General features: G+C 67.5%; 17 protein-coding genes and 2 pseudogenes. 9 read left to right on the forward strand and 10 right to left on the reverse strand.

From position 1 onward, the window contains the following. Window positions 1-619: 619 nt before the first annotated feature. Window positions 620-889 (forward strand): annotated as a pseudogene (locus tag C8271_RS14120) (IS30 family transposase); the annotation flags it as partial. Here C8271_RS14120 and C8271_RS05675 read toward each other — a convergent pair. After that, window positions 870-2,177 (reverse strand): ISL3 family transposase, encoded by a 1,308-nt coding sequence (locus C8271_RS05675; RefSeq protein WP_106506486.1) that lies wholly within the window; start codon window positions 2,175-2,177, stop codon window positions 870-872. The pseudogene C8271_RS14120 and the gene C8271_RS05675 sit on opposite strands and share 20 nt — an antisense overlap. A 59-nt stretch (window positions 2,178-2,236) precedes the next feature. On the opposite strand from C8271_RS05675, the pseudogene C8271_RS05680 reads away from it, so the two are divergent. Further along, a pseudogene (locus C8271_RS05680) lies at window positions 2,237-3,430 on the forward strand (IS30 family transposase); the annotation flags it as partial. Here the strand turns inward: C8271_RS05680 and C8271_RS14455 are convergent. The 4 genes from C8271_RS14455 to C8271_RS05700 all read right to left on the reverse strand — a co-directional run bounded on the left by C8271_RS14455 (window position 3,327) and on the right by C8271_RS05700 (window position 5,735). After that, a complete protein-coding gene (locus C8271_RS14455; RefSeq protein WP_106506487.1) occupies window positions 3,327-4,055 on the reverse strand; it encodes an IS3 family transposase in 729 nt (242 codons plus the stop codon). The pseudogene C8271_RS05680 and the gene C8271_RS14455 overlap by 104 nt on opposite strands. Then, window positions 4,052-4,363: a transposase gene (locus C8271_RS05690; RefSeq protein ID WP_106506479.1), complete on the reverse strand. Its 312-nt coding sequence runs from the start codon at window positions 4,361-4,363 to the stop codon at window positions 4,052-4,054. Before C8271_RS05690 ends, C8271_RS14455 begins: the two co-directional genes overlap by 4 nt. 45 nt (window positions 4,364-4,408) lie before the next feature. Then, entirely contained in the window at window positions 4,409-4,621 is a 213-nt protein-coding gene (locus C8271_RS05695; RefSeq protein ID WP_138774532.1) for a hypothetical protein, read from the reverse strand. Window positions 4,622-4,874: 253 nt separating this feature from the next. Further along, window positions 4,875-5,735, reverse strand: a complete 861-nt coding sequence (locus C8271_RS05700) for a type 1 glutamine amidotransferase (protein WP_106506489.1) — start codon at window positions 5,733-5,735, stop codon at window positions 4,875-4,877. Window positions 5,736-6,043: 308 nt separating this feature from the next. Between C8271_RS05700 and C8271_RS05705 the strand changes: the two genes are divergently transcribed. Both C8271_RS05705 and C8271_RS05710 read left to right on the forward strand, forming a co-directional pair. Beyond that, window positions 6,044-6,796, forward strand: a complete 753-nt coding sequence (locus tag C8271_RS05705; RefSeq protein WP_106506490.1) for a gamma-glutamyl-gamma-aminobutyrate hydrolase family protein — start codon at window positions 6,044-6,046, stop codon at window positions 6,794-6,796. Window positions 6,797-6,851: 55 nt separating this feature from the next. After that, window positions 6,852-7,076 (forward strand): hypothetical protein, encoded by a 225-nt coding sequence (locus C8271_RS05710; protein WP_106506491.1) that lies wholly within the window; start codon window positions 6,852-6,854, stop codon window positions 7,074-7,076. Between the two features lie 113 nt (window positions 7,077-7,189). On the opposite strand, the gene deoD is transcribed toward C8271_RS05710, so the two are convergent. Beyond that, entirely contained in the window at window positions 7,190-7,915 is a 726-nt protein-coding gene (gene deoD / locus C8271_RS05715) for a purine-nucleoside phosphorylase (protein ID WP_106506492.1), read from the reverse strand. 133 nt (window positions 7,916-8,048) lie between these two features. Between deoD and C8271_RS05720 the strand changes: the two genes are divergently transcribed. Beyond that, window positions 8,049-9,368: an MFS transporter gene (locus tag C8271_RS05720; RefSeq protein ID WP_106506493.1), complete on the forward strand. Its 1,320-nt coding sequence runs from the start codon at window positions 8,049-8,051 to the stop codon at window positions 9,366-9,368. 95 nt (window positions 9,369-9,463) lie between these two features. Here C8271_RS05720 and C8271_RS05725 read toward each other — a convergent pair whose 3' ends face one another. Then, window positions 9,464-10,081: an L-threonylcarbamoyladenylate synthase gene (locus C8271_RS05725; RefSeq protein WP_106506494.1), complete on the reverse strand. Its 618-nt coding sequence runs from the start codon at window positions 10,079-10,081 to the stop codon at window positions 9,464-9,466. Between the two features lie 61 nt (window positions 10,082-10,142). Continuing rightward, entirely contained in the window at window positions 10,143-10,505 is a 363-nt protein-coding gene (locus C8271_RS05730) for a DUF952 domain-containing protein (protein ID WP_106506495.1), read from the reverse strand. A gap of 126 nt (window positions 10,506-10,631) precedes the next feature. Here C8271_RS05730 and C8271_RS05735 point away from each other — a divergent pair, with 126 nt between their 5' ends. Genes C8271_RS05735 through C8271_RS05745 form a run of 3 tightly spaced genes read left to right on the forward strand, consistent with a single transcriptional unit; the run spans window position 10,632 to window position 13,073 of the window. Beyond that, the gene (locus C8271_RS05735) at window positions 10,632-11,129 is read left to right on the forward strand and encodes a low molecular weight protein-tyrosine-phosphatase (protein WP_106506496.1); all 498 of its coding nucleotides are present in this window, start codon (window positions 10,632-10,634) and stop codon (window positions 11,127-11,129) included. Next, window positions 11,126-12,604 (forward strand): amidase, encoded by a 1,479-nt coding sequence (locus C8271_RS05740; protein WP_106506497.1) that lies wholly within the window; start codon window positions 11,126-11,128, stop codon window positions 12,602-12,604. The genes C8271_RS05735 and C8271_RS05740 overlap by 4 nt, the downstream gene beginning before the upstream one ends. Before the next feature lie 37 nt (window positions 12,605-12,641). Further along, window positions 12,642-13,073 carry an RNA-binding S4 domain-containing protein gene (locus C8271_RS05745; RefSeq protein WP_106506498.1) on the forward strand — a complete coding sequence of 144 codons (432 nt, stop codon included), beginning with the start codon at window positions 12,642-12,644 and terminating at the stop codon, window positions 13,071-13,073. 20 nt (window positions 13,074-13,093) lie between these two features. Here C8271_RS05745 and C8271_RS05750 read toward each other — a convergent pair whose 3' ends face one another. Then, the gene (locus C8271_RS05750; protein ID WP_245920946.1) at window positions 13,094-14,413 is read right to left on the reverse strand and encodes a PrsW family intramembrane metalloprotease; all 1,320 of its coding nucleotides are present in this window, start codon (window positions 14,411-14,413) and stop codon (window positions 13,094-13,096) included. Window positions 14,414-14,754: 341 nt separating this feature from the next. Between C8271_RS05750 and clpB the strand changes: the two genes are divergently transcribed. Next, window positions 14,755-17,421, forward strand: a complete 2,667-nt coding sequence (clpB, locus tag C8271_RS05755; protein WP_106506500.1) for an ATP-dependent chaperone ClpB — start codon at window positions 14,755-14,757, stop codon at window positions 17,419-17,421. 100 nt (window positions 17,422-17,521) lie between these two features. On the opposite strand, the gene C8271_RS05760 is transcribed toward clpB, so the two are convergent. Continuing rightward, window positions 17,522-18,757 carry a hypothetical protein gene (locus tag C8271_RS05760; protein WP_138774533.1) on the reverse strand — a complete coding sequence of 412 codons (1,236 nt, stop codon included), beginning with the start codon at window positions 18,755-18,757 and terminating at the stop codon, window positions 17,522-17,524. Between the last annotated feature and the right edge of the window lie 164 nt (window positions 18,758-18,921).

The raw sequence follows: 18,921 nt of genomic DNA on the forward strand, positions 1-18,921 counted from the left end.
TCCGAGAACGACTCGCAGTGGTCCGCTGCGCCCAGCAGTGCTGCCGAGTCGTTCGGGAACGGTGCGGCGGACGAGTTGCCCGTGCTCGGGCCAAGGGCAACGCTTGACGACCCTGCTGTACCTCGGGGCATCCAGGACTGGCTTGGGCCCGGGCTGAGTTTTGAGGACCTCGGCGGGTCGGTAAACCTTAACGTGAAGATTACGAATGAAGGTGGAGTTACCGCTCTGGTGCGCGTCCACCGGCCTTGGGAATCACTTGCTCGGTTGCGAGCAGTGCGCGAACTCCGGCGGCGGCTTCGCGCACGGGGACTCCGGGTGGCTGCGCCTCTCTGTGGAGACTCTGACGGCGTCGCACGAGTTGGCGGGCGTTGGGCCGAGGTTGAGGAGTACTTGCCCGTGAAACTTGGAGCTCCGGAGCCCCAGGCCCTTGTCGCGGCGCTCGTGAAGCTGCATCAGCGCGGTCGAGGGTGCTGGGACGTCAACTGGCCACGACCGGCGCTCCCTAACTTCGACTCCGGATCACGTGTTGCCACCTGGCTAGCGCGCTCGCGGGGCGGATTCAACTGGTCGTTGCAACACCCTGTCAGAGAGGGTGGTCATGGGTCGTCCAGCGGGATGGTTGAAGGAGCTCACGGGAAGGAATCCGATGATCTCGCCCGGGGCCCCATCGAGCAGGCGGAGCATCGAGCGAGAGTTCTGGGTGCGGATCGCCAGTGGGGCCTCGTCCGAGGATGCGGCGGCGGCGATCGGCGTGTCACCCGCGGTCGGGGCCCGCTGGTTCCGTCAAGGTGGCGTCATGCCGACGATCACGTTGTCCCCGCCAGGTGGACGGTACCTGTCATTCGCCGAGCGTGAAGAAATCGGGCTCTTCACGAACGAGGGTGTAGGTGGGGTCTGAAGCCTCCGGCTTCGAGCAGGCTGCGCGCGACGTAGTTCGTGAGGTTCCTGAAGCCGAGCGCGGAGCCGCGGAGGTGTTCGAGTCGGCCGTTGATCGCCTCTGTTGGCCCGTTCGATGTGCCGGGGCGATCGAAGAACGCGAGGATGTCGGTGGCGCGCTGTCCCATGGTGCGGCCGAGCCGGCGGATCTCTACGAGCGCGGCGGGGACGCCGGTGGTGATCGCATCGATCGCGGCGTGCATCATCTGTTTGGCCTTCTTCTTGTCGGGTTCCCGGTAGGCGGCGACGATGCGCTGGTAGATACCCCAGGTCGCTTCGACTTCGACGTGCTCTTCGATCGCGAACACAGCCTCCAGGCGGGCGGTCTGTTCCTCAGTGAGCAGGTCCGCGCCGGTGTGCAGGGTGCGGCGCGCTTTGTAGAGCGGGTCACCGGCGCGGCCGCGATGCCCGACGGTGTGCTGCGGCACTCGGAGTCGGCAGTGGTCCAGCGGGTGGCCGGCGAGGCGGAGGACGGGGAAGGGGTCAATGACGGGGACGGCGTCGGGGAGTTCTTCGGCGGCGGCCGTCTTGAGGCCTGCGAACCGGTCCAGCGCGACGCCTTCGGTCCGCTTGGTCCAGTCGGGCGGGCGCGCCGCGAGCCATTGCTTGAACGCCGCGTTCGAACGACCCTCGACCATGTCCAGCAGCCGCGCGGGGCCGGTCTTGTCGCGGGCCGGGGTGAGGTCGATGATCACGGTGACGTACGTGTCACCGAGGCGGGTGTGCCGCCAGACGTGCTCGTCGACCCCGATCGTGGTCACCCCGTCGAACCGACCCGGATCGCCGATGAGTCGACGCTTGCCCTCCGCGAGCACCGCAGTGTTCGCCGCGCTCCAGGAAACCCCGAGACCCGCCGCCACACGGGTCACGGTGAGGTGGTCGATGACGATGCCCCGCAGCGCCCACTCCACGCCAAGGCGGGAGATCTTCGCTCGCGGCGCGGCGGCGCGAGTCATGTCCTGCCGCCACGTCCGTCGGCAATGCGCGCACCGGTAGCGGCGGACCCGGACCAGAAGCGTTGTCGGCCTATGCCCGAACGGCTCATGCGCGAGTCGACGCGTCACCGTGTCCCGCGACACGCCCTCCGCCCCGCACTTCCGACACCAGGGGTCCACCTCGACCGGCCGACACTCGATCATCGCCCGGTCCCGCCCGATCAGCTGGCCGACCGCTTCGAGTCCGAGTTCATCCAGGCGGCAGACCGTGGTCAGGTCAGGGGTCGCGAAAGTAGAGTGGAGCACGTCGAGGTCTTTCGGGATGGCGAGCGTGAAGAACTTCCATCATCCGGGAGACCTCGACCCCTACCCGGCCACCCACGCGCTCACCCGACTACACCCTCGTTCGCGAAGAGCCAGAAATCGCGCTGATGCACTCCGGTGGTCTTGGTGTCCGCGAGATCGCACGCAGGCTCGGCCGGGATGCCTCGACGATCTCACGAGAGCTCCGCCGGAATGCGGCGACTCGGGGTGGGAAGCTCGAGTATCGGGCTTCGGTCGCACAGTGGAAGGCCGAACTGCTTGCCCGTCGCCCGAAGACCGCGAAGCTCGTAAGCAACCCAAGATTGCGCGAGTACGTTCAACAGCGCCTGGACGGGTGCCTGCGCTTGCCCGACGGAACTTGTGTCGACGGACCCAAGGTGGCGGAGTGGAAGGGCCGGAACAAGCCGCGCCGGGGCGACCGGAAGTGGTCTCTGGCGTGGAGCCCGGAGCAGATCGCTCAGCGAGTCAAGGTCGAGTTCCCCGATGATGAGAGCATGCGGATCAGTCACGAAGCGATATACCAGGCCCTCTACATCGAAGGGCGCGGAGCGCTCAGGCGTGAACTTGTCGCCGCGTTGCGGACCGGTCGATCACTGCGCAAGCCCAGAGCAAGGACGCGGAATAAGCCCCAGGGGCACGTCACTGCCGACGTCGTCATCTCCCAGCGGCCGGCCGAAGCCGCTGACCGGGCGGTGCCAGGCCATTGGGAAGGCGACTTGATCATCGGCACGAACCGATCTGCGATCGGCACCCTCGTCGAACGCAGCAGCCGCACGACGATACTGGTGCACCTGCCCCGCCTGCCTGGCTACGGCCAGCAGCCCCGAGAGAAGAACGGTCCGGCCCTGGCTGGCTACGGGGCCGGCGCGATGGCCCAGGCGCTGACCTCGTCAATCACGAACCTGCCGGCCCAATTACGCAAGACGCTGACCTGGGACCGTGGCAAAGAGCTCTCCGATCACGCGCAATTCTCGCTCGAGACGGGCACTCAGGTGTACTTCGCCGACCCCCACTCGCCGTGGCAGCGCCCGACGAACGAGAACACGAACGGGGTTCTGCGTCAGTACTTCCCGAAAGGCACAGATCTCACACGCTGGAGCGCACTGGAGCTCGAAGCCGTCGCATACACGCTCAACAACCGCCCCCGGAAAGTCCTCGGCTGGAGAACTCCCGCTGAGGTCTTCGCCGACCAGCTACACTCACTCGACAACACCGGTGTTGCAACCACCGATTGAATCCGCCTTGACTGCCCCGGTCGGAGTGATGGATCAGTCCGCTTCCATTCCTGCTCGCCCCGGTGGCGAGGAGCGCGTGTTCCAGTGCGAGCAATGGCAGCTGCTCCGTGTGGAGGGTGGCCGCAACCGCCCAACCGACGATTCTGCGACTGAAGACATCGGTGATGAACGCGACGTAGCAGAATCCGGTGAGTATCCGGACATAGGTAATATCGGCAACCCAGAGCTGCTGCGGTCGGTCCGCAACGAACCTCCGTTCCACAAGGTCGGGACGCTGATCCTCTCCGGCCGTGGGACGCCTGGCAACGGGCTTGCGACCTCGGCCAACCCCCTGAAGGCCTGCAACCTTCATCAGCCTCGCCACCCGGCCTCGGCCCACGTCCCTTCCCTCCTGCCGCATGTCGTGCCACATCTTCCGCACCCCGTAGACGCTGTAGTTCTCCTGGTGAATCCGCTGCACCTCCTCTATGAGGATCTCGTCCCGAACGCTGCGTGCGGAAGCCTTCCTGTTCTTGGAAGCACGGTATCCGCGGGAGGTGATGAACCCACACTCTGTCGCACGCAGGGTGCGGCAGATGGCCCAGGCCCCGAACTGACCGCGATGCATGTCGATGAAAGCGATCATTTCGTTGTGGGGCGGTCGAGTTCCGCTGCGAAAAACGCCGAGGCGGCTTTCAGGATCTCGTTAGCGCGCCGGGCTTCGGCAAGCTCACGCTTGAGCCGACGGTTCTCCTCCTCGAGCGGCTCTGCTGGGCCGGCTGGTTCGGTGGGGCCGTAGCGGTTGCACCAGATCCGTAGCGTCTCCTCGCCGACACCGAGCTGCGGGGCGACCGCACGGATCGATGCTGCACGGGGACCGCCCTCGCGGGCTTGACGGTCGTAGACCATCCGCACGGCGCGGTCACGCAGCTCTGGACTGAACTTCTTGGGCATACTCCGATTCTCCTTGCTGAGACTCGGAACGAAACCCAGGACGCTTCACAGGAGTGTTTGGGCGAGGCCGTATCCGGTCGGGCCGGCCTCGTAGATCGCCGCGGCTGGTCCGGGCAGCGCCTTGATCCAGCCGGTGACTTCTGCGGGGTCGGGGCAGAGTCGGGCTTTGAAGATTTCTCCGGTCTGGACGTCCATCGCATGTGCCACCACGCTGCGGGCATGCACGTCCAGGCCGACACTCGTACGCTCAGTAAACAACCGGGGCCTCCCACGTATGTCGGAAAGGCCGGACAGGACGCCCCTGTCCGGCAACCCACGAATCGTTGCGCGGCGAGGCCCCGGCCTGCCAGAGCCTCACCCCCGATCGGGGTCACCCATACCGTCTAGCTATATAAGGTCATGACGAGGGCTTCCGTGGCGCTGCCATGAATCGCGTGTCCTGCCGGCTGTTAGATGTCGCGATCAAACCCGGGGCGATGCCCGCGGCCCCACCTGATCGCTGAGGGACTCCTCATTCCCCGCTCCGGGGGGACGGGACGATCCGCTGTGCGAAGGCGCCCAGCAGGTGTGCCCAGGCGCTCCGCGCCGCCTGTGCATCCTCGATCTCGCGGGCGAAGCTGTCCGGTGTGCGGCCTTCTGGCGTGAGACTCGAGGTCTCTGCCCAGCGTTGCACGATTCCGGGCTGCACCTCGGGATGGAACTGCACCGCCCAGAAGCTGGCGCCGACGCGGAAGGCCTGCACAGCACCGTCGGGGCCCGTCGCGAGCACGGTCACGCCGGGCGGCATCTGCGCAAGAGTGTCCTGATGCCACTGCAGCACCGGCACAGCAGGAACCGAGCCAGCAACGTTCCTCACCGACTCTGGCCGCGCGTACTCCGATGACGCGGCACGCTGCTTCATGTCCGGTGACTCCGCGCCCGCATCCTCACTCGCACGCAGAGCGCCCAGCAGCGCATCGTCGCAGCCCGCTGCCGTCAGCGTGATGGAGCACAGCCCGACTTCCGGATGAGCGGCCCGGCCCGTCGCTCCGCCCAGCGCGTCGACGGCAAGCTCCGCACCCAGGCAGATCGCGAGCGTCGGCACATCCTCGGCTGCTGCACGCCGCAGCAGGGCGCGCGTCGGCTCAAGCCAGGGATGCTCAGCATCATCGCGCGGCCCCATGCCGCCGCCGAGCACCACGAGCGCGTCGGCGCCCTCGAGGTCGGTGGGGACCTCCTCGCCCTCATGCGCCCTCACCACGCGCGCTGACGCGGAGGATCTGTGCAGTGCGGTAGCGAGTTCGCCGAGCGGGCAGTCGTCCTCATGCTGGATCACGAGCACCCGCGAGTGCGTCATCTGCGGGATCTGCGGGCTGGGGGAGTGGCCGGTCATGCGGGATTCCTATCACGACCCGGGACGCTGACGGGACGGGCCGGAGAGCGCATGCCGTCGCATGCGGGATGTGAGGGCCGCGCACCGATGGCCTCACGACGTGAGGGCTGCACCTCGATCCATGCCCCGATCAGTGCCCCCGGTCCGCACCCCGATCCATGCCCGGGCGTCACATTCGGTCACGGACCTCGCCGCGAGACGTCGGCGAACGGCAGGCTGTGAGGGCATCGCCCGGGAACAGACCGAGCCGGGGAAGGACCAGCGAACGACGGGCCCCATCGCGGGGTCCCTAGCGGAGAGGATCAGTCATGGCGCAGCGCAGCACAGCACGTCGCCCGCTCATCGGCATCACCGCGGGGACCCGTCCGATGATGGACGGCGCCTGGGCCGGCCACGACGCGGTGGTGCTCACCGAGCACTATGTGCGCGCCGTACGGGAGGCCGGAGCGCGCGCCGTGGTGCTGTCCGTGCAGGATGCGTGGACCGAGGATGAACTCGCCGAGCTCGACGGCATCATCCTCACCGGTGGAACCGATCTGGATCCAACCCTCTACGGCGGCGTGGCGCGTGTCACCGATTTCCCTGCCGATCCCGCCCGGGACGCTTTCGAGACCGAGCTCTACCGCACTGCGCGACGCGTCGGGCTGCCTGTGCTCGCGATCTGCCGCGGTGCACAGATCGTGCTCGTTGCCGAAGGCGGCACGCTGCATCAGCATCTGCCCGAGGATCTGCCGTCGTACCCACAGACCGGCACCGCACCCACGCAGGTGCAGATCGAGGTGGCACCCGACAGCGACCTGGCGCTCGCGCTCGATGGCCGCAGCGTCGTGACCGCCTTCCACCACCAGGGTGTGCGCACCGTCGGCGAGGGCCTGCGGGTCGTGGCACGCCACAGCACCGGCCTGCCGCTCGCGCTCGAAGCGCGCTCCGGTGCGCCCGTGCTGGCGGTGCAGTGGCATCCGGAGCTCGATGCCGACGCGCATGGGCTCGTCCGCTCCCTGGTGCAGTCCATCACGCACAGCGTCGAAGGAGACGTCGAGGTCGGCTCTGGTCTACGATGATCGGGACCATGGGCCCGGTGCAGAGGCCCGTCAGCCTCGGGAGGAGCACAGCCTGATGAGCAGCGAGAAGACCGACCCCGTCGCCACGAGCGCGGAGACGACGTCGGAAGGCAACAGCCTGCCTGTGAGCATCGCGCTGTTCATCGTGCTGTTCGGCCTGTTCGTCGGCGGCCTGTACGTGATGAGCCTGTTCACCCCGGTGACGTTCCTTGTGGGCCTGGGCATGTGCATCGTCGCGCTATTCGGGACCTTCGAACTCGTGCCCCGATTCCTCACCTGAGCCGGTCGCCTCGACATCGACACGGCAGACACAGACGCGACAGACGCAGACGCGACACGGGCCGCCCCGCAGTGCTGGGGCGGCCCGTGTGTGTGCTCTTCTGACCAGAGGCCTCAGTGGCCGTGGCGTTCGTGCAGGCGCACCACCGACTCGAGCGCCATCACCACCATGTCATCGAAGGACTCCTGGCGCTCCTGGGCGCTGGTCTCCTCACCGCTGATGAGGTGATCCGACACGGTGCAGATCGCCAGTGCGCGGCGCGAGAACTGTGCGGCCAGCGTGTACAGCGCCGCCGCCTCCATCTCCACGCCCAGCACGCCGTACCGCGCAAGTGTTGCCGCGATCGTCGTGTTCGGGTTGTAGAACTGGTCGGAGCTGAACAGGCCACCTGCCACCATCGGCAACAGCCGTTCCTGCGCGACGTCCGCAGCGATCCGCGCCAGCTCGAAGTCTGCGGCGGGAGCGAAGGTCACGTCACCGAAGCGCGGCCGGTTCATCGCCGAATCCGTGGATGCGGCCACCCCGAGCACCACGTCACGCACCGCGACCGCCTCGGACAAGCCACCGCAGGTACCCACCCGGATGATGGCCTGCACGTCGTATTCGGCGAACAGTTCATGCGCGTAGATGCCGATGGACGGCTGGCCCATGCCGGAGCCCTGGGCGGAGATGCGCACACCCTTGTAGCTGCCGGTATAGCCGAGCATGCCGCGCACGTCGTTGTACTGCACGGGGTCTTCGAGGAAGGTTTCAGCGATCCACCGGGCCCGGTACGGGTCTCCCGGCATCAGCACGTAGGGGGCGATCTGGTCGGGGGATGCTCCGATATGAGTCGACATGGCGCCACCCTACGGCCTCACGCGGTGCGGAAGTCCGCGGTGTGCCGCGCACACCCAGGCCAGTACGCCGACGAGCCTCACATTGCGCAGACGTCCTGAATGGCGCACCCGCGCAGCAGGATAATGGTTTGCCGTGTTCGCCTCCCGTGATCTCGCTGCACGCCGTGTAGCCCCGGATGCGCGTCGCGCCCGCTGGGCTGTTTCACTCATCTTCTTCCTGAACGGGGCGTCCTTCTGCGCGATCCTGCCGCGTTACCCCGAGTTGGTTCGCGCGATCGGCCTGACCAACACAGAGCTCGGGCTCGCCGCTGGACTCGGCCCTCTGGGCGGACTGCTCGCCGGGCTCGGTGCGGCGAAGATCATGAAACGCCTGGGCTCCGCCCGCACCGCGGTGCTGTTCCAGATCATCGCCTCCACCAGCCACCTGCTCGTGTACGTGGCGCAATCCTGGCTGTGGCTCACCGCCTCGCTCATGATCGCAATGGCGGCGGACGCCATCACCGACATCTCCATGAACCGCCACGGCATGCGCGTGGAGCGACGCTACGGCCGCTCGATCATGAACAGCTACCACGGCTGGTGGTCCCTGGGAGCTGTTGGCGGCGGACTGTTCGGTTCGGCGGGGGCGCAGGTGGGGCTGCCGTTGTGGGCTCAAGGTGTGCTTGGCCTGGTCATCTTCGGCGCCGCTGCGCTCGTCGGTTCGCGCTTCATGCTCGCCGGGCCCGACGGGACGGAACGCGAGAGCATGGCGGGCCCATCAGCGGCTTCGGCCGGAGAAGTCCCTGGCGATGTCTCCCAGGTGCCTGCGGGGCGGCAGATCGCCGGGCAGTCTGTGCGCTCGGTGCTGATGGTGCTGTCACTGGGCATCATCCTCATCTTCGCCGGCTCGACGGAGGATGCCGGCAACACATGGGGCGCCCTGTTCATGGACGACACCTTCGCCGTGACCCCGTTCATGGCGGGCATGGCGTTCGTGGCGCTCCAGGGCGCGCAGACGATCGGCCGTTTCGTCGGTGACGCCGTGGTGGATCGGCTCGGTGACCGGCTCACGGCACGCATCGGGGCAGTGCTGTCGGCTATGGGCATGACGTTCGCGCTGCTGGTGCCGCACCCGGTGACGGCTCTGCTTGGGTTCGCCCTAGCCGGCTGGGGTGTGGCCACACTGTTCCCTGCTGCGTTCCGCGCTGCAGATGAGATGCCCGGGCTGGGCGATGGCGTGGGCGTGACACTCGTGGGCTGGATCGCCCGGCTCGGCTTCTTCGTCAGCCCACCGGTGGTGGGCGCACTCGCGGACGCCTTCACGCTCCGCTGGGCACTGTTCCTCGTGCCGATCTACGCGCTGGGCATTGCGCTCTTCTCTTTCTCGCTGGATGGGAGGAAAGCGCCGACGGGGCACGAGACGGGCGCTGCTGCAGCGCGGAACGGCGGCGACGATGCCGTCAGCGAATCGTAAGAACTCCCTTCGGGCCCGGTAAGGGTTGCCGGGGGAGTCTTGCAGCACGTCCGTCGTCACGGGCATGGCGCTCGCGGTGTGCAGTCGACGGCCGCTCAGAAGCGTGCGACGTCCCCGGCACCCTCGCGCAGAACCGTCACATCACCACCGCTGAGGTCCACGACACTGGTCGGTTCGGTGCCCACCTCCCCAGCGTCGATGATCGCGTCGAGCTGATGGTCCAGCTCCTCCTTGATCAGCCACCCCTCGGTCAGCGGCTCCTCATGGCCCGGCAGCAGCAGCGTGGAGGAGACGATCGGCTCACCGAGCGCATCCAGCAGTGCGTGCGTGACGCGATGGTCGGGGATGCGCACGCCGACGGTGCGGCGCTTGGGGTGCGACATCCGTCGCGGAACCTCCTTGGTGGCCGGCAGGATGAACGTGTACGGCCCCGGAGTCGCGTTCTTCACCAGACGGAACACCGGATTGGAGACGATCACGAACTGGCCCAGCTGCGCGAAGTCCGCACACACCAGCGTGAAATTGTGGTCATTGCCCACCTGCCGCAGGCGGCGAATCCGCTCGAGCGGCTCATGGGCGTCCAGGGCACAGCCCAGCGCGTAGCAGGAGTCGGTCGGATAGGCGATCAGACCCCCATCGCGCAGGATCGACACCGCCTGGTCGATCAGACGCGGTTGCGGATCCACGGGATGAATGTCGAGATAGCGGGCCATGCCTGATGGTACGTCCGCGACCGACGCGACGGGACGGAGGCTGGTCCCGCAGGCCGACGGCTCAGGCGACGACGACGAACTCGCGGCCAATCCACCGGGTGCGGCGAAGACGCAGCACCGCAGAGATCGGCAGCGCCCCACGGATGCACGGCCAGCCGCGACCCCCGTGCGGATCCGCCTCGATGTCGACCGCCACCTGGGCGGCCTCCACGCGCGCCACATCGATCTCGAGAATCACGAGGCCGTCGGGCCGATCCGGATACGCCTTGAGTGCCACCAGGGAGATCTGCTCCGGCCAGGCCGCATGGATGTAGCCGACCTCCGCAAGGTCCTGGCCGCGGGTGGCTTGCGTGTACTCGCCGCGCCGGACCGCCTTCTCCCAGGCAGCCTGCTCGGTGATGTGCCAGATCAGGGGCGCGGGCATGCTCGGCAGTGTAGCGTGAGCGGCACCGAATCCACCCCTGACGTCCGCGCCAACGCATCCTTTCTCACCCGCGCGATGGACGCGACGGCGCGATACGGGACCACACGTTGAGAGGAGCGCCGAGCCGTGGCCTACCGCATCCTGACCATCTGCACCGGAAACATCTGTCGTTCCCCGATGGCCGAGTACGCGCTGCGAGAGGCCGTGGCGCAGCGCCCGGACCTTGGCGAGGTCCAGGTGGAGTCGGCAGGCACCACCGGTTATGAGGTAGGTAATCCCGTGGATCCGCGGGCCGGAGCGCTGCTGCGCCGGGAAGGGATCGACGCGTCGGCGCACCGCGCGCAGGCCGTGACCCGGGAGCAGCTCGACCGGGCTGACCTGGTGCTCGCGCTCGACCATGACCATGTGGGGCCGCTGCAGCGCCTGGGCGGTTCACGCGTGGCAGACACGCTGCACCTGATGCGCGACTTCGATCCCGAGGCCGGAGAGGACACCGGCATCCGCGACCCCTGGTACGGCGACGAAAGCGACTTCGAGCTCGCGTGGAGCCAGATCACCGCGGCCGTGCCCGGCATCCTCGAGCACGTGGCGCAGACCCGACGCGGCCGCGAGGCAGAGCAGTGACCCCCGCACCCGCAGCGGCAAGCGCCGGGCAGGCGCTGGGCGCCCTCGAGCTTGCTGCCGCACTGCGTGCCGGAGACATCGACCCGGTCGAGCACACGCAGTCCGTTCTCGCCGACGCGCAGGATGCGGGCCGACGCGTCGGCGCCTTCGCCCATGTGCTCCAGGAGCTCAGCCTGCAGCAGGCCCAGGACGCCACCGACCGCCTGAAGACCGCGCGCTCCACGGGCACGATCGAGGAACTGGCCCAGCAGGCACCGCTGCTCGGTGTGCCACTGCCCATCAAGGACCTCACCCGCGTGGCCGGCCAGCCGTACACCGCTGGTAGCGCCGCCCTGGCTGGCACGATCGCCGACGTCACCGATGGCGTGGCTCAGTCGATCCTCGACGCCGGCACGGTCACGATTGGCAAAACGTCGGTGCCCGAGTTCGGCATGCCCTGCTACACCGAGCCGGCGATCGGCGACCCCGCACGCACCCCCTGGGATCTGCGCCGCACCGCCGGTGGATCCAGCGGTGGCGCAGCCGCGGCTGTGGCCGCCGGGACTGTGCCGATCGCCCATGGCAGCGACGGCGGCGGATCGGTGCGGATCCCCGCAGCCTGCTGCGGTGTGCTCGGCATCAAACCCACCCGTGGCCTTGTCTCCACCGGGCCGTACGGTGCCGAAGGGCCTGGCCTCGTCACCGAGGGAATGCTTGCCCGCACCGTCGCGGACCTGGCTGCCGGGCTCGATGTGATCGCCGGCCCACGCCCCGGGGACGCATTCAGTGCGCAGATGCCCGCCGATGGATTCCTCGCTGCCGCGCAGGCTCCGGATCACAGCGAGCGTCCGCTCCGTTTCGGCGTGCTCACGGAGCCGCTGAACACGGTGACAGATATTCACCCCGCGGCGCTGCGGGGGCTCGAGCGTGCCATCCAGGTGCTGCAGGGTCTCGGACACGAGGCAGTGCCGATCCCCGCACCGTTCACGCCGCAGCAGTGGCGGGCCTTCATGCCGCTGTGGACCGTCGGCGCTGCATCGATTGATCTGCCGCCCGAGGCAGAGCCGCTGCTGCTTGAGCTCACCCGCTGGCTGCGGGAACAGGGCCGCGGCTATGACGGTGTGGCGGTCACGAAAGCTCTTGCCGGCATGCAGCTCGTGGCGCGCCGCGCCGGCGAGGCCTTCGCGGGTTTCGACGCTATCCTCACGCCGTCCCTGTCCGGTCCGCCGGCCTTCCCGGCCGATCTGCAGCTGGCCGACGGTGCTGCCGACTTCGCGGCCCAGTGCGCTTTCACCCCGTGGACGAGCACCTGGAACATGACCGGCTGCGCCGCGATCAGCGTACCGATCCACCGCGAGCGCATCGACGGGATCGAGCTGCCCTTTGGCGTGCACATCGGCGCCGTGCGACCCGGCGACGACGCCCTGCTGCTGCGGATCGCCGCGCTGCTCGAACGCCACGATCCCTGGCCATTGATCACGCGGCCGCAGCCATGAGCCACCCAGCATGACCAGGGACAGCGGAACGCCGCCGATGGGGGAGGGAAGGCAGCTGCAGGATGCACGGGACCGACGGCCCGGCCCCGAATCGGTGCGGGTGGACGTGTGGCTGTGGAGCGCGCGCCTGTTCCCCACACGATCAGCAGCCACCGCTGCCGTGCGCGCAGGGCACGTGCGTCGTAACGGCGACAGTGTGAAGGCCTCCCAGCAGATCCGCCTGGGCGATGAACTGCGCGTGCGCTCACCGGGGCGCGAACGGATCGTGGTGGTCACCCGCATTCTCACGAAGCGGGTGGGTGCTCCGATCGCACGCGAGTCCTACGACGACCACAGCCCGGAGCCGATCCCACAGCTTGCAGCAGCGCCACCGCGGCGTGAACGCGGTACGGGGCGGCCCACCAAGCGTGAACGTCGTGAGATCGATCGGTTGCGTGGCCGCGACAGTCGTGACCGACGCCGACGGTGATCAGAGCGCTGCGTTGCTGATCACCGAGCGGCCTGCAACAGCTCCTGACGGTTTCGGGTGAGCTGGTTGAGCAGAGCAGCCTCGTGCTTCACAGCCTTCGGATCCTGACCGTCGGCCAGCAGCCGCTGACGCACCGAGGCAAGATCGGCCGCTTCCCTGATGAACCGCTTCATCAGCCGTTTGGCTCCGAAGGACGCGGCCCATCGCTTGCCTTCGCGACGTCCACGCCACGTGGCCAGCATGTTCACCTCTTCGTGGGTGAGCCAGCCGTGGTTGGCGTAATCGCCCAGGCGTACGCGGGTCAGTCGTGCTTCGTCCCAGAGCAGAATCAGGATCGCGAAGATGAAGATCAGCGTGATGAGCGCCTGCCCGCCGAACATGAGGAGCAGCACGATCAGCCCGCCGCCAAGCCCGGCGGTGAAGTTCCATGCGGCATGCAGGAGCATGCCGGGAATGAGCGCGACAACAAACGAGAGCGCCCCGGGGATGGTGCCCCACTTGCGGGCAACGAAACCCATGACCACGCCGGTCAGGCCGGTGTAGATCGCGTGACCGAAGATGTTCAGCACACCACGGATGACCACGATGAAGATCAGTCCGCCCACGCCGGCATCGTCATAGGTGCGGGTGTAGTAGATGATGTTCTCGGTGAATGCGAAGCCGCCACCGGCGAGCATGCCGTAGATGAGGCCGTCCAGTGGTCCGTTGAAGTAGCGCCGCGCGAGGAACAGCAGTAGGAGCAGGGCGAGCCCCTTGGTGATCTCCTCGACGATCGGAGCGCTGATCACAGGTCCGTAGAAGTTGGCCGCAGCCTCACCGAAGAGCGTGTACACGACCATGCTTCCGAGCGTGTTCACCCAGTAGCTGACGAACGTCGCGATCGCTGCTCCCCACAGCACGGCCACGATCAGCAGACCGATGGGCTGTGGATCCCATCTGTCGGCGAGGAATGCGGTGCAGAAGATCACCAGCAAGGAGAAGAACGCGAGGAATGCGGAGATCGGCCACCAGATCGGATTCGAGCTTGACCCGATGATGTAATCGAGGAAGAAGTAGCCCAGAACCAGCACGAGTGCCATGCCCAGCAGGATCACGGCGATCCACATGGCCATTTTCGCGAAGGGGACCAGCGCTTTCTCGTCGGCGACCTGTTGGATGCGGCGGGTCTGGGTAGCCCAGGCTGACTGCGGCTGCGCGGTGTTCGGCCGGGAGATCTGCGCGGGGGCGTGGCGTGCCCGGGTCAGACCGGTGGCCGGCCTGACAGATGTGTCATACGCGCGCGGGTTGCCGTAGTCCACGTAATGCGGATTGGACTGGAAGGACGGAGCGCCCTGGGGCATGGGAGCCGCGCCGGGACGCGGTCGACCCGTGGGCTGATGCCCGGGCCCGGGAGCGTAGTGACCCTGGGGGTACGTCATGGAGTGCCTCGAGATCTGACGGCGGGGACGTGCATGTTTGGAACCGGGCCTCCCCTCATCCAGGGCCGCGGCATCCGTGTGTGATGCTACCTGCGATCGTTCACCGGAAAGGACAGGGTGTGGATGCACAGAACAGATCCGCCACCCCCGCAAAGTTGAGCGGAATAGACTCAACTTAGATGACGTTGTGACCTCTGTGATGCGCGGATGGTCCGTGCATCCGGCCCCACCCAACGGGCCGCATCGCCATAGGAAGGAGCCCCGTGGACTTCCGCTTCACCACCCGCTCGCAGGACGCAGTCACAGCCGCCGCGCAGCGCGCCGCGGAGCTCGGCAACCCGTCGATCGCCCCGCTGCATCTGCTCGAGGCTCTCCTGGCCCAGCGTGACGGCATCGCCCGCGCCGCCCTGGCAGAGGTCGTGCATGACCTCGACCGGCTCCAGGAGCGCGTCACCTCTGCCGTCGAATCGCTGCCGCGTGTCAGCGGCGACAGCGGCCACCCCACGTTCATCGGACCCGGCTACGACGCCCTGGAGGCAGCCCGCACCGAAGCCGATTCCCGCCACCGTCAGTTCCTGTCCACCGAGCATCTGGTCATCGGCATCGCGCTCGGCAAGGACACCGCCGCCTCCCTCCTGCGCTCTGCAGATGCGGGACCAGCGGCCTTGCGCGATGCCGTCGACCGTCTCACAGGAGGAGACCCCATGCCTCACAGCGACAGCCAGAACCCCGAAGGCACCTTCCAGAGCCTGGAGAAGTACGGCATCGACCTCACGGAGCAGGCCCGTGAGGGCCGACTGGACCCGGTGATCGGACGTGACAGCGAGATCCGACGTGTGGTCCAGGTGCTCTCGCGACGCACTAAGAACAACCCCGTGCTGATCGGTGAGCCCGGAGTGGGTAAAACCGCCGTGGTGGAGGGCCTTGCCCAGCGCATCGTTGCCGGTGATGTGCCCGACTCCCTGCGCGGCAAGCGGCTCATCTCGTTGGATCTGTCCTCCATGGTGGCCGGTTCGAAGTACCGCGGCGAGTTCGAAGAGCGGATGAAAGCCGTGCTGGACGAGATCCGCACGAGCAATGGCCAGATCATCACCTTCATCGATGAGCTGCACACCGTGGTGGGTGCCGGCGGCACCGGCGACGGTTCGATGGACGCGGGCAACATGCTCAAGCCGATGCTCGCCCGCGGCGAGCTGCGCATGGTGGGTGCCACCACGCTCGATGAGTACCGCGAGAACATCGAGAAGGACCCGGCGCTGGAGCGTCGCTTCCAGCAGGTGCTCGTCGGTGAGCCCAGCGTGGAGGACTCCATCACGATCCTGCGCGGGTTGAAGGACAAGTACGAGGCCCACCACAAGGTCTCCATCACTGATGCGGCGCTCGTGGCGGCAGCCACGCTCTCCGATCGCTACATCTCCGGCCGTCAGTTGCCCGACAAAGCCATCGACCTGGTGGATGAGGCCGCGTCCCGGCAGCGGATGGAGCTCGATTCCTCGCCGGTCGAGCTGGACATGCTGCGCCGCCAGGTGGACCGCCTGAAGATGGAAGAGCTGGCGCTCGACGGCTCGGATGATCCGGGCAGCATCGCCCAGCTGGAGTCGGTGCGCTCGCAGCTTGCGGACCGCACTGAACAGATGGAGGAGCTCTCGGCCCGCTGGGAGCGAGAGAAGGCCGGATTGAACCTGGTGGGCGATCTGAAGGCCCAGCTTGAGAAGCTGCGCATGCAGGCTGATCGCGCCCAGCGCGAGGGCGATCTCACCGCTGCTTCCAAGATTCTCTACGGGGATATCCCGCAGCTGAAGAAACAGCTGCATGAGGCCGAAGAGGATGAGGCATCCGGCGCTAGCGAGCAGGAGCGGCCGCTGGTCTCTGACCATGTGGGGCCCGACGACATCGCCGAGGTCGTCGCGAGCTGGACGGGTATCCCGGCGGGTCGTCTGCTGCAGTCGGAGACGCAGAAGCTGCTCGCGATGGAGGACATCATCGGGCAGCGACTGATCGGGCAGCGCCGCGCTGTGACCGAGGTGTCCGATGCGGTGCGCCGTGCCCGGGCCGGAATCGCCGATCCGAACCGTCCCACCGGATCGTTCCTGTTCCTGGGGCCGACGGGTGTGGGCAAGACGGAGCTCGCGAAGTCGCTTGCGCAGTTCCTCTTCGACGACGAGCGCGCGATGATCCGCATCGACATGTCGGAGTACGGCGAGAAGCACACCGTCTCGCGTCTGGTCGGTGCCCCTCCGGGGTACGTCGGCTACGACGAGGGCGGGCAGCTCACGGAGGCGGTGCGCCGTCGGCCGTACTCGGTGGTGCTGCTGGACGAGATCGAGAAGGCGCACCCGGACGTGTTCGACATCCTGCTCCAGGTGCTCGACGACGGTCGACTCACCGATGGACAGGGCCGCACGGTGGACTTCCGCTCCACGATCCTGATCCTCACCTCGAACCTCGGTGCGCACATCCTGCAGGATGTGGAGCTGCCCGAGTCGGAGCGGCACAAGCGGGTGATGGACGTCGTGCGGGCGTCGTTCAAGCCTGAGTTCCTGAACCGGCTTGATGACGTGGTCATGTTCGACTCGCTCAGCCGTGACGAGCTGGGCCGCATCGTCACCCTGCAGGTGGAGGCTGTGGCTCGGCGCCTGCGGGAGCGGCGGATCGCGCTGCAGGTGTCCGACGCTGCGACGACGTGGCTCGCCGATCAGGGCTTCGACCCTCTGTACGGCGCACGACCCTTGAAGCGGCTGGTCCAGAAGGAGATCGGTGACGCCCTGGCACGTCTGATCCTGCGCGGTGAGGTGCACGACGGTCAGCAGATCCGTGCCGACGTCGATGCGGCTGGCGACGGCCTCGAGCTCACCGTTGTGGGGGAGGCGCCGACCACGACGAGCCCCACCCCGGAGGTCGACGAGGACACCGCATCCACGCCGCTCTGACCAACCTCTTCACAGTGGTTACATACTCCATAGTGGTGATGCCGGGCTTCACGCATGCGGGCCCGGCATCACCATGCGAACATCCGGACACCTCACCGGGTCAGCGCGGCTCGTCCCACGGCAGCGGCACTGCCTCGCGGCGCAGGTCATACAACCGCTGGGCGTGAGCCGAGGCATCCGTCCACCGCTCGAACCGATCGACCTGCTCTGACACGTGATCGCTGACATCCCCCAGAGCCTCGGAGACGCCCGGCGCCACCGGACGCGTCGCGTCCGAAGCGATAGCGGTCAGCTCTGCCGTCGTGTGGCCCACGGTACTCAGCGGCGAGCTCATGAGCAGATCTCCGGTGCTTCCCGCATCACGGAACATCGCCTGCTCAACAGCGCGCGCGCCGGCTCCCAGGTCGCGGTTCTCCACGGCCGAGGTGAGATCTGCCTGAGTCTGCAGAGCGGAAGCGAGCTTCGCATCGATCACACTGCCGACCTGCCCGAGCATCGAATGCTCACCGAGCATGGCCCCGGAGAGCGCGTGCGACACACGGAACGGGGTCATGAGAGCGGCGGCTGCGTGGGCGTCCTCTGCGACGAAAGCATCCCGTGTTCCCTCGAGTCCCGCACCGAGCGCCGTGTGCATCCCCATGACTTTCTGCACCGGGCCCACCATCGGCAGCATGCTCAGCATCGAGGCGCGACTACGCTCAGCTGCATCCTGCTGTTCGGCCGACGGCGCGAGGTCGCTGCCGGTCGGATCGCTCGGCGGATCGGGCAGCATCAGGTCATCCAGTGATCGCGGTGCAGCCTGGAGCGGCCACGGGCGCTCGCCGGATTGCCGTGTGGGATCGGCCATCATCAGACGCACATACTTCAGGTCCGGCAGCTCGATGCCGCGCAGACGTTCTGCCCACCGCGTCACTCCCTCCGGGTCATATAGTCCAGGCCCTACCGGCCACGGCGGCTGAGGGGAGGGAAAGCCATCCTCGCGGCTCAAACGCGGTAGCCCCGGCGGGAGGTGCCACGGCATTGGCGCACCATCGCGACCGGGCGCCTGAGTCGACGTATCGGCGCTCGAATCCGCGTCACTCGCGTCATCTTGCTGCTCCGCCTCACCCGTGAGGCGTTCCGCGAGTCGACGCACCTCCTCCATCAGATCGGCGAGAACGGCGAGCTCGCGCAGCGTGCGCTCGCGATGCTCCTGTGCATCTAGTCCTTCCCAACGCACCGTCAATGACGCCTGCGCCAGGTGTGCGCCGAGCATGTCGGCCCGCCCCGCCGCGTCCGCGAATCGCTCGCCGAGCGCTGTCATCGCCTGTGTATCGCATCCCCAAAAGTTGCTCATGCGGCGACCGTAGGCGGGCCGAACCCGGTGCTGTGCAGCGCGTGCCGATCTTGGGGACGAACCCCCGATGGGGAGGAAACGCGAGGAAGCCCGCGCACAGCAGTCAGCGACTCACTGCGCGCGGGCTCCTCGATGACGGCTGTGCTGAATGGCCCTGATGTTGC

It is taken from the genome of Brachybacterium timonense (genome assembly GCF_900258505.1).
Classification (GTDB): domain Bacteria; phylum Actinomycetota; class Actinomycetes; order Actinomycetales; family Dermabacteraceae; genus Brachybacterium; species Brachybacterium timonense.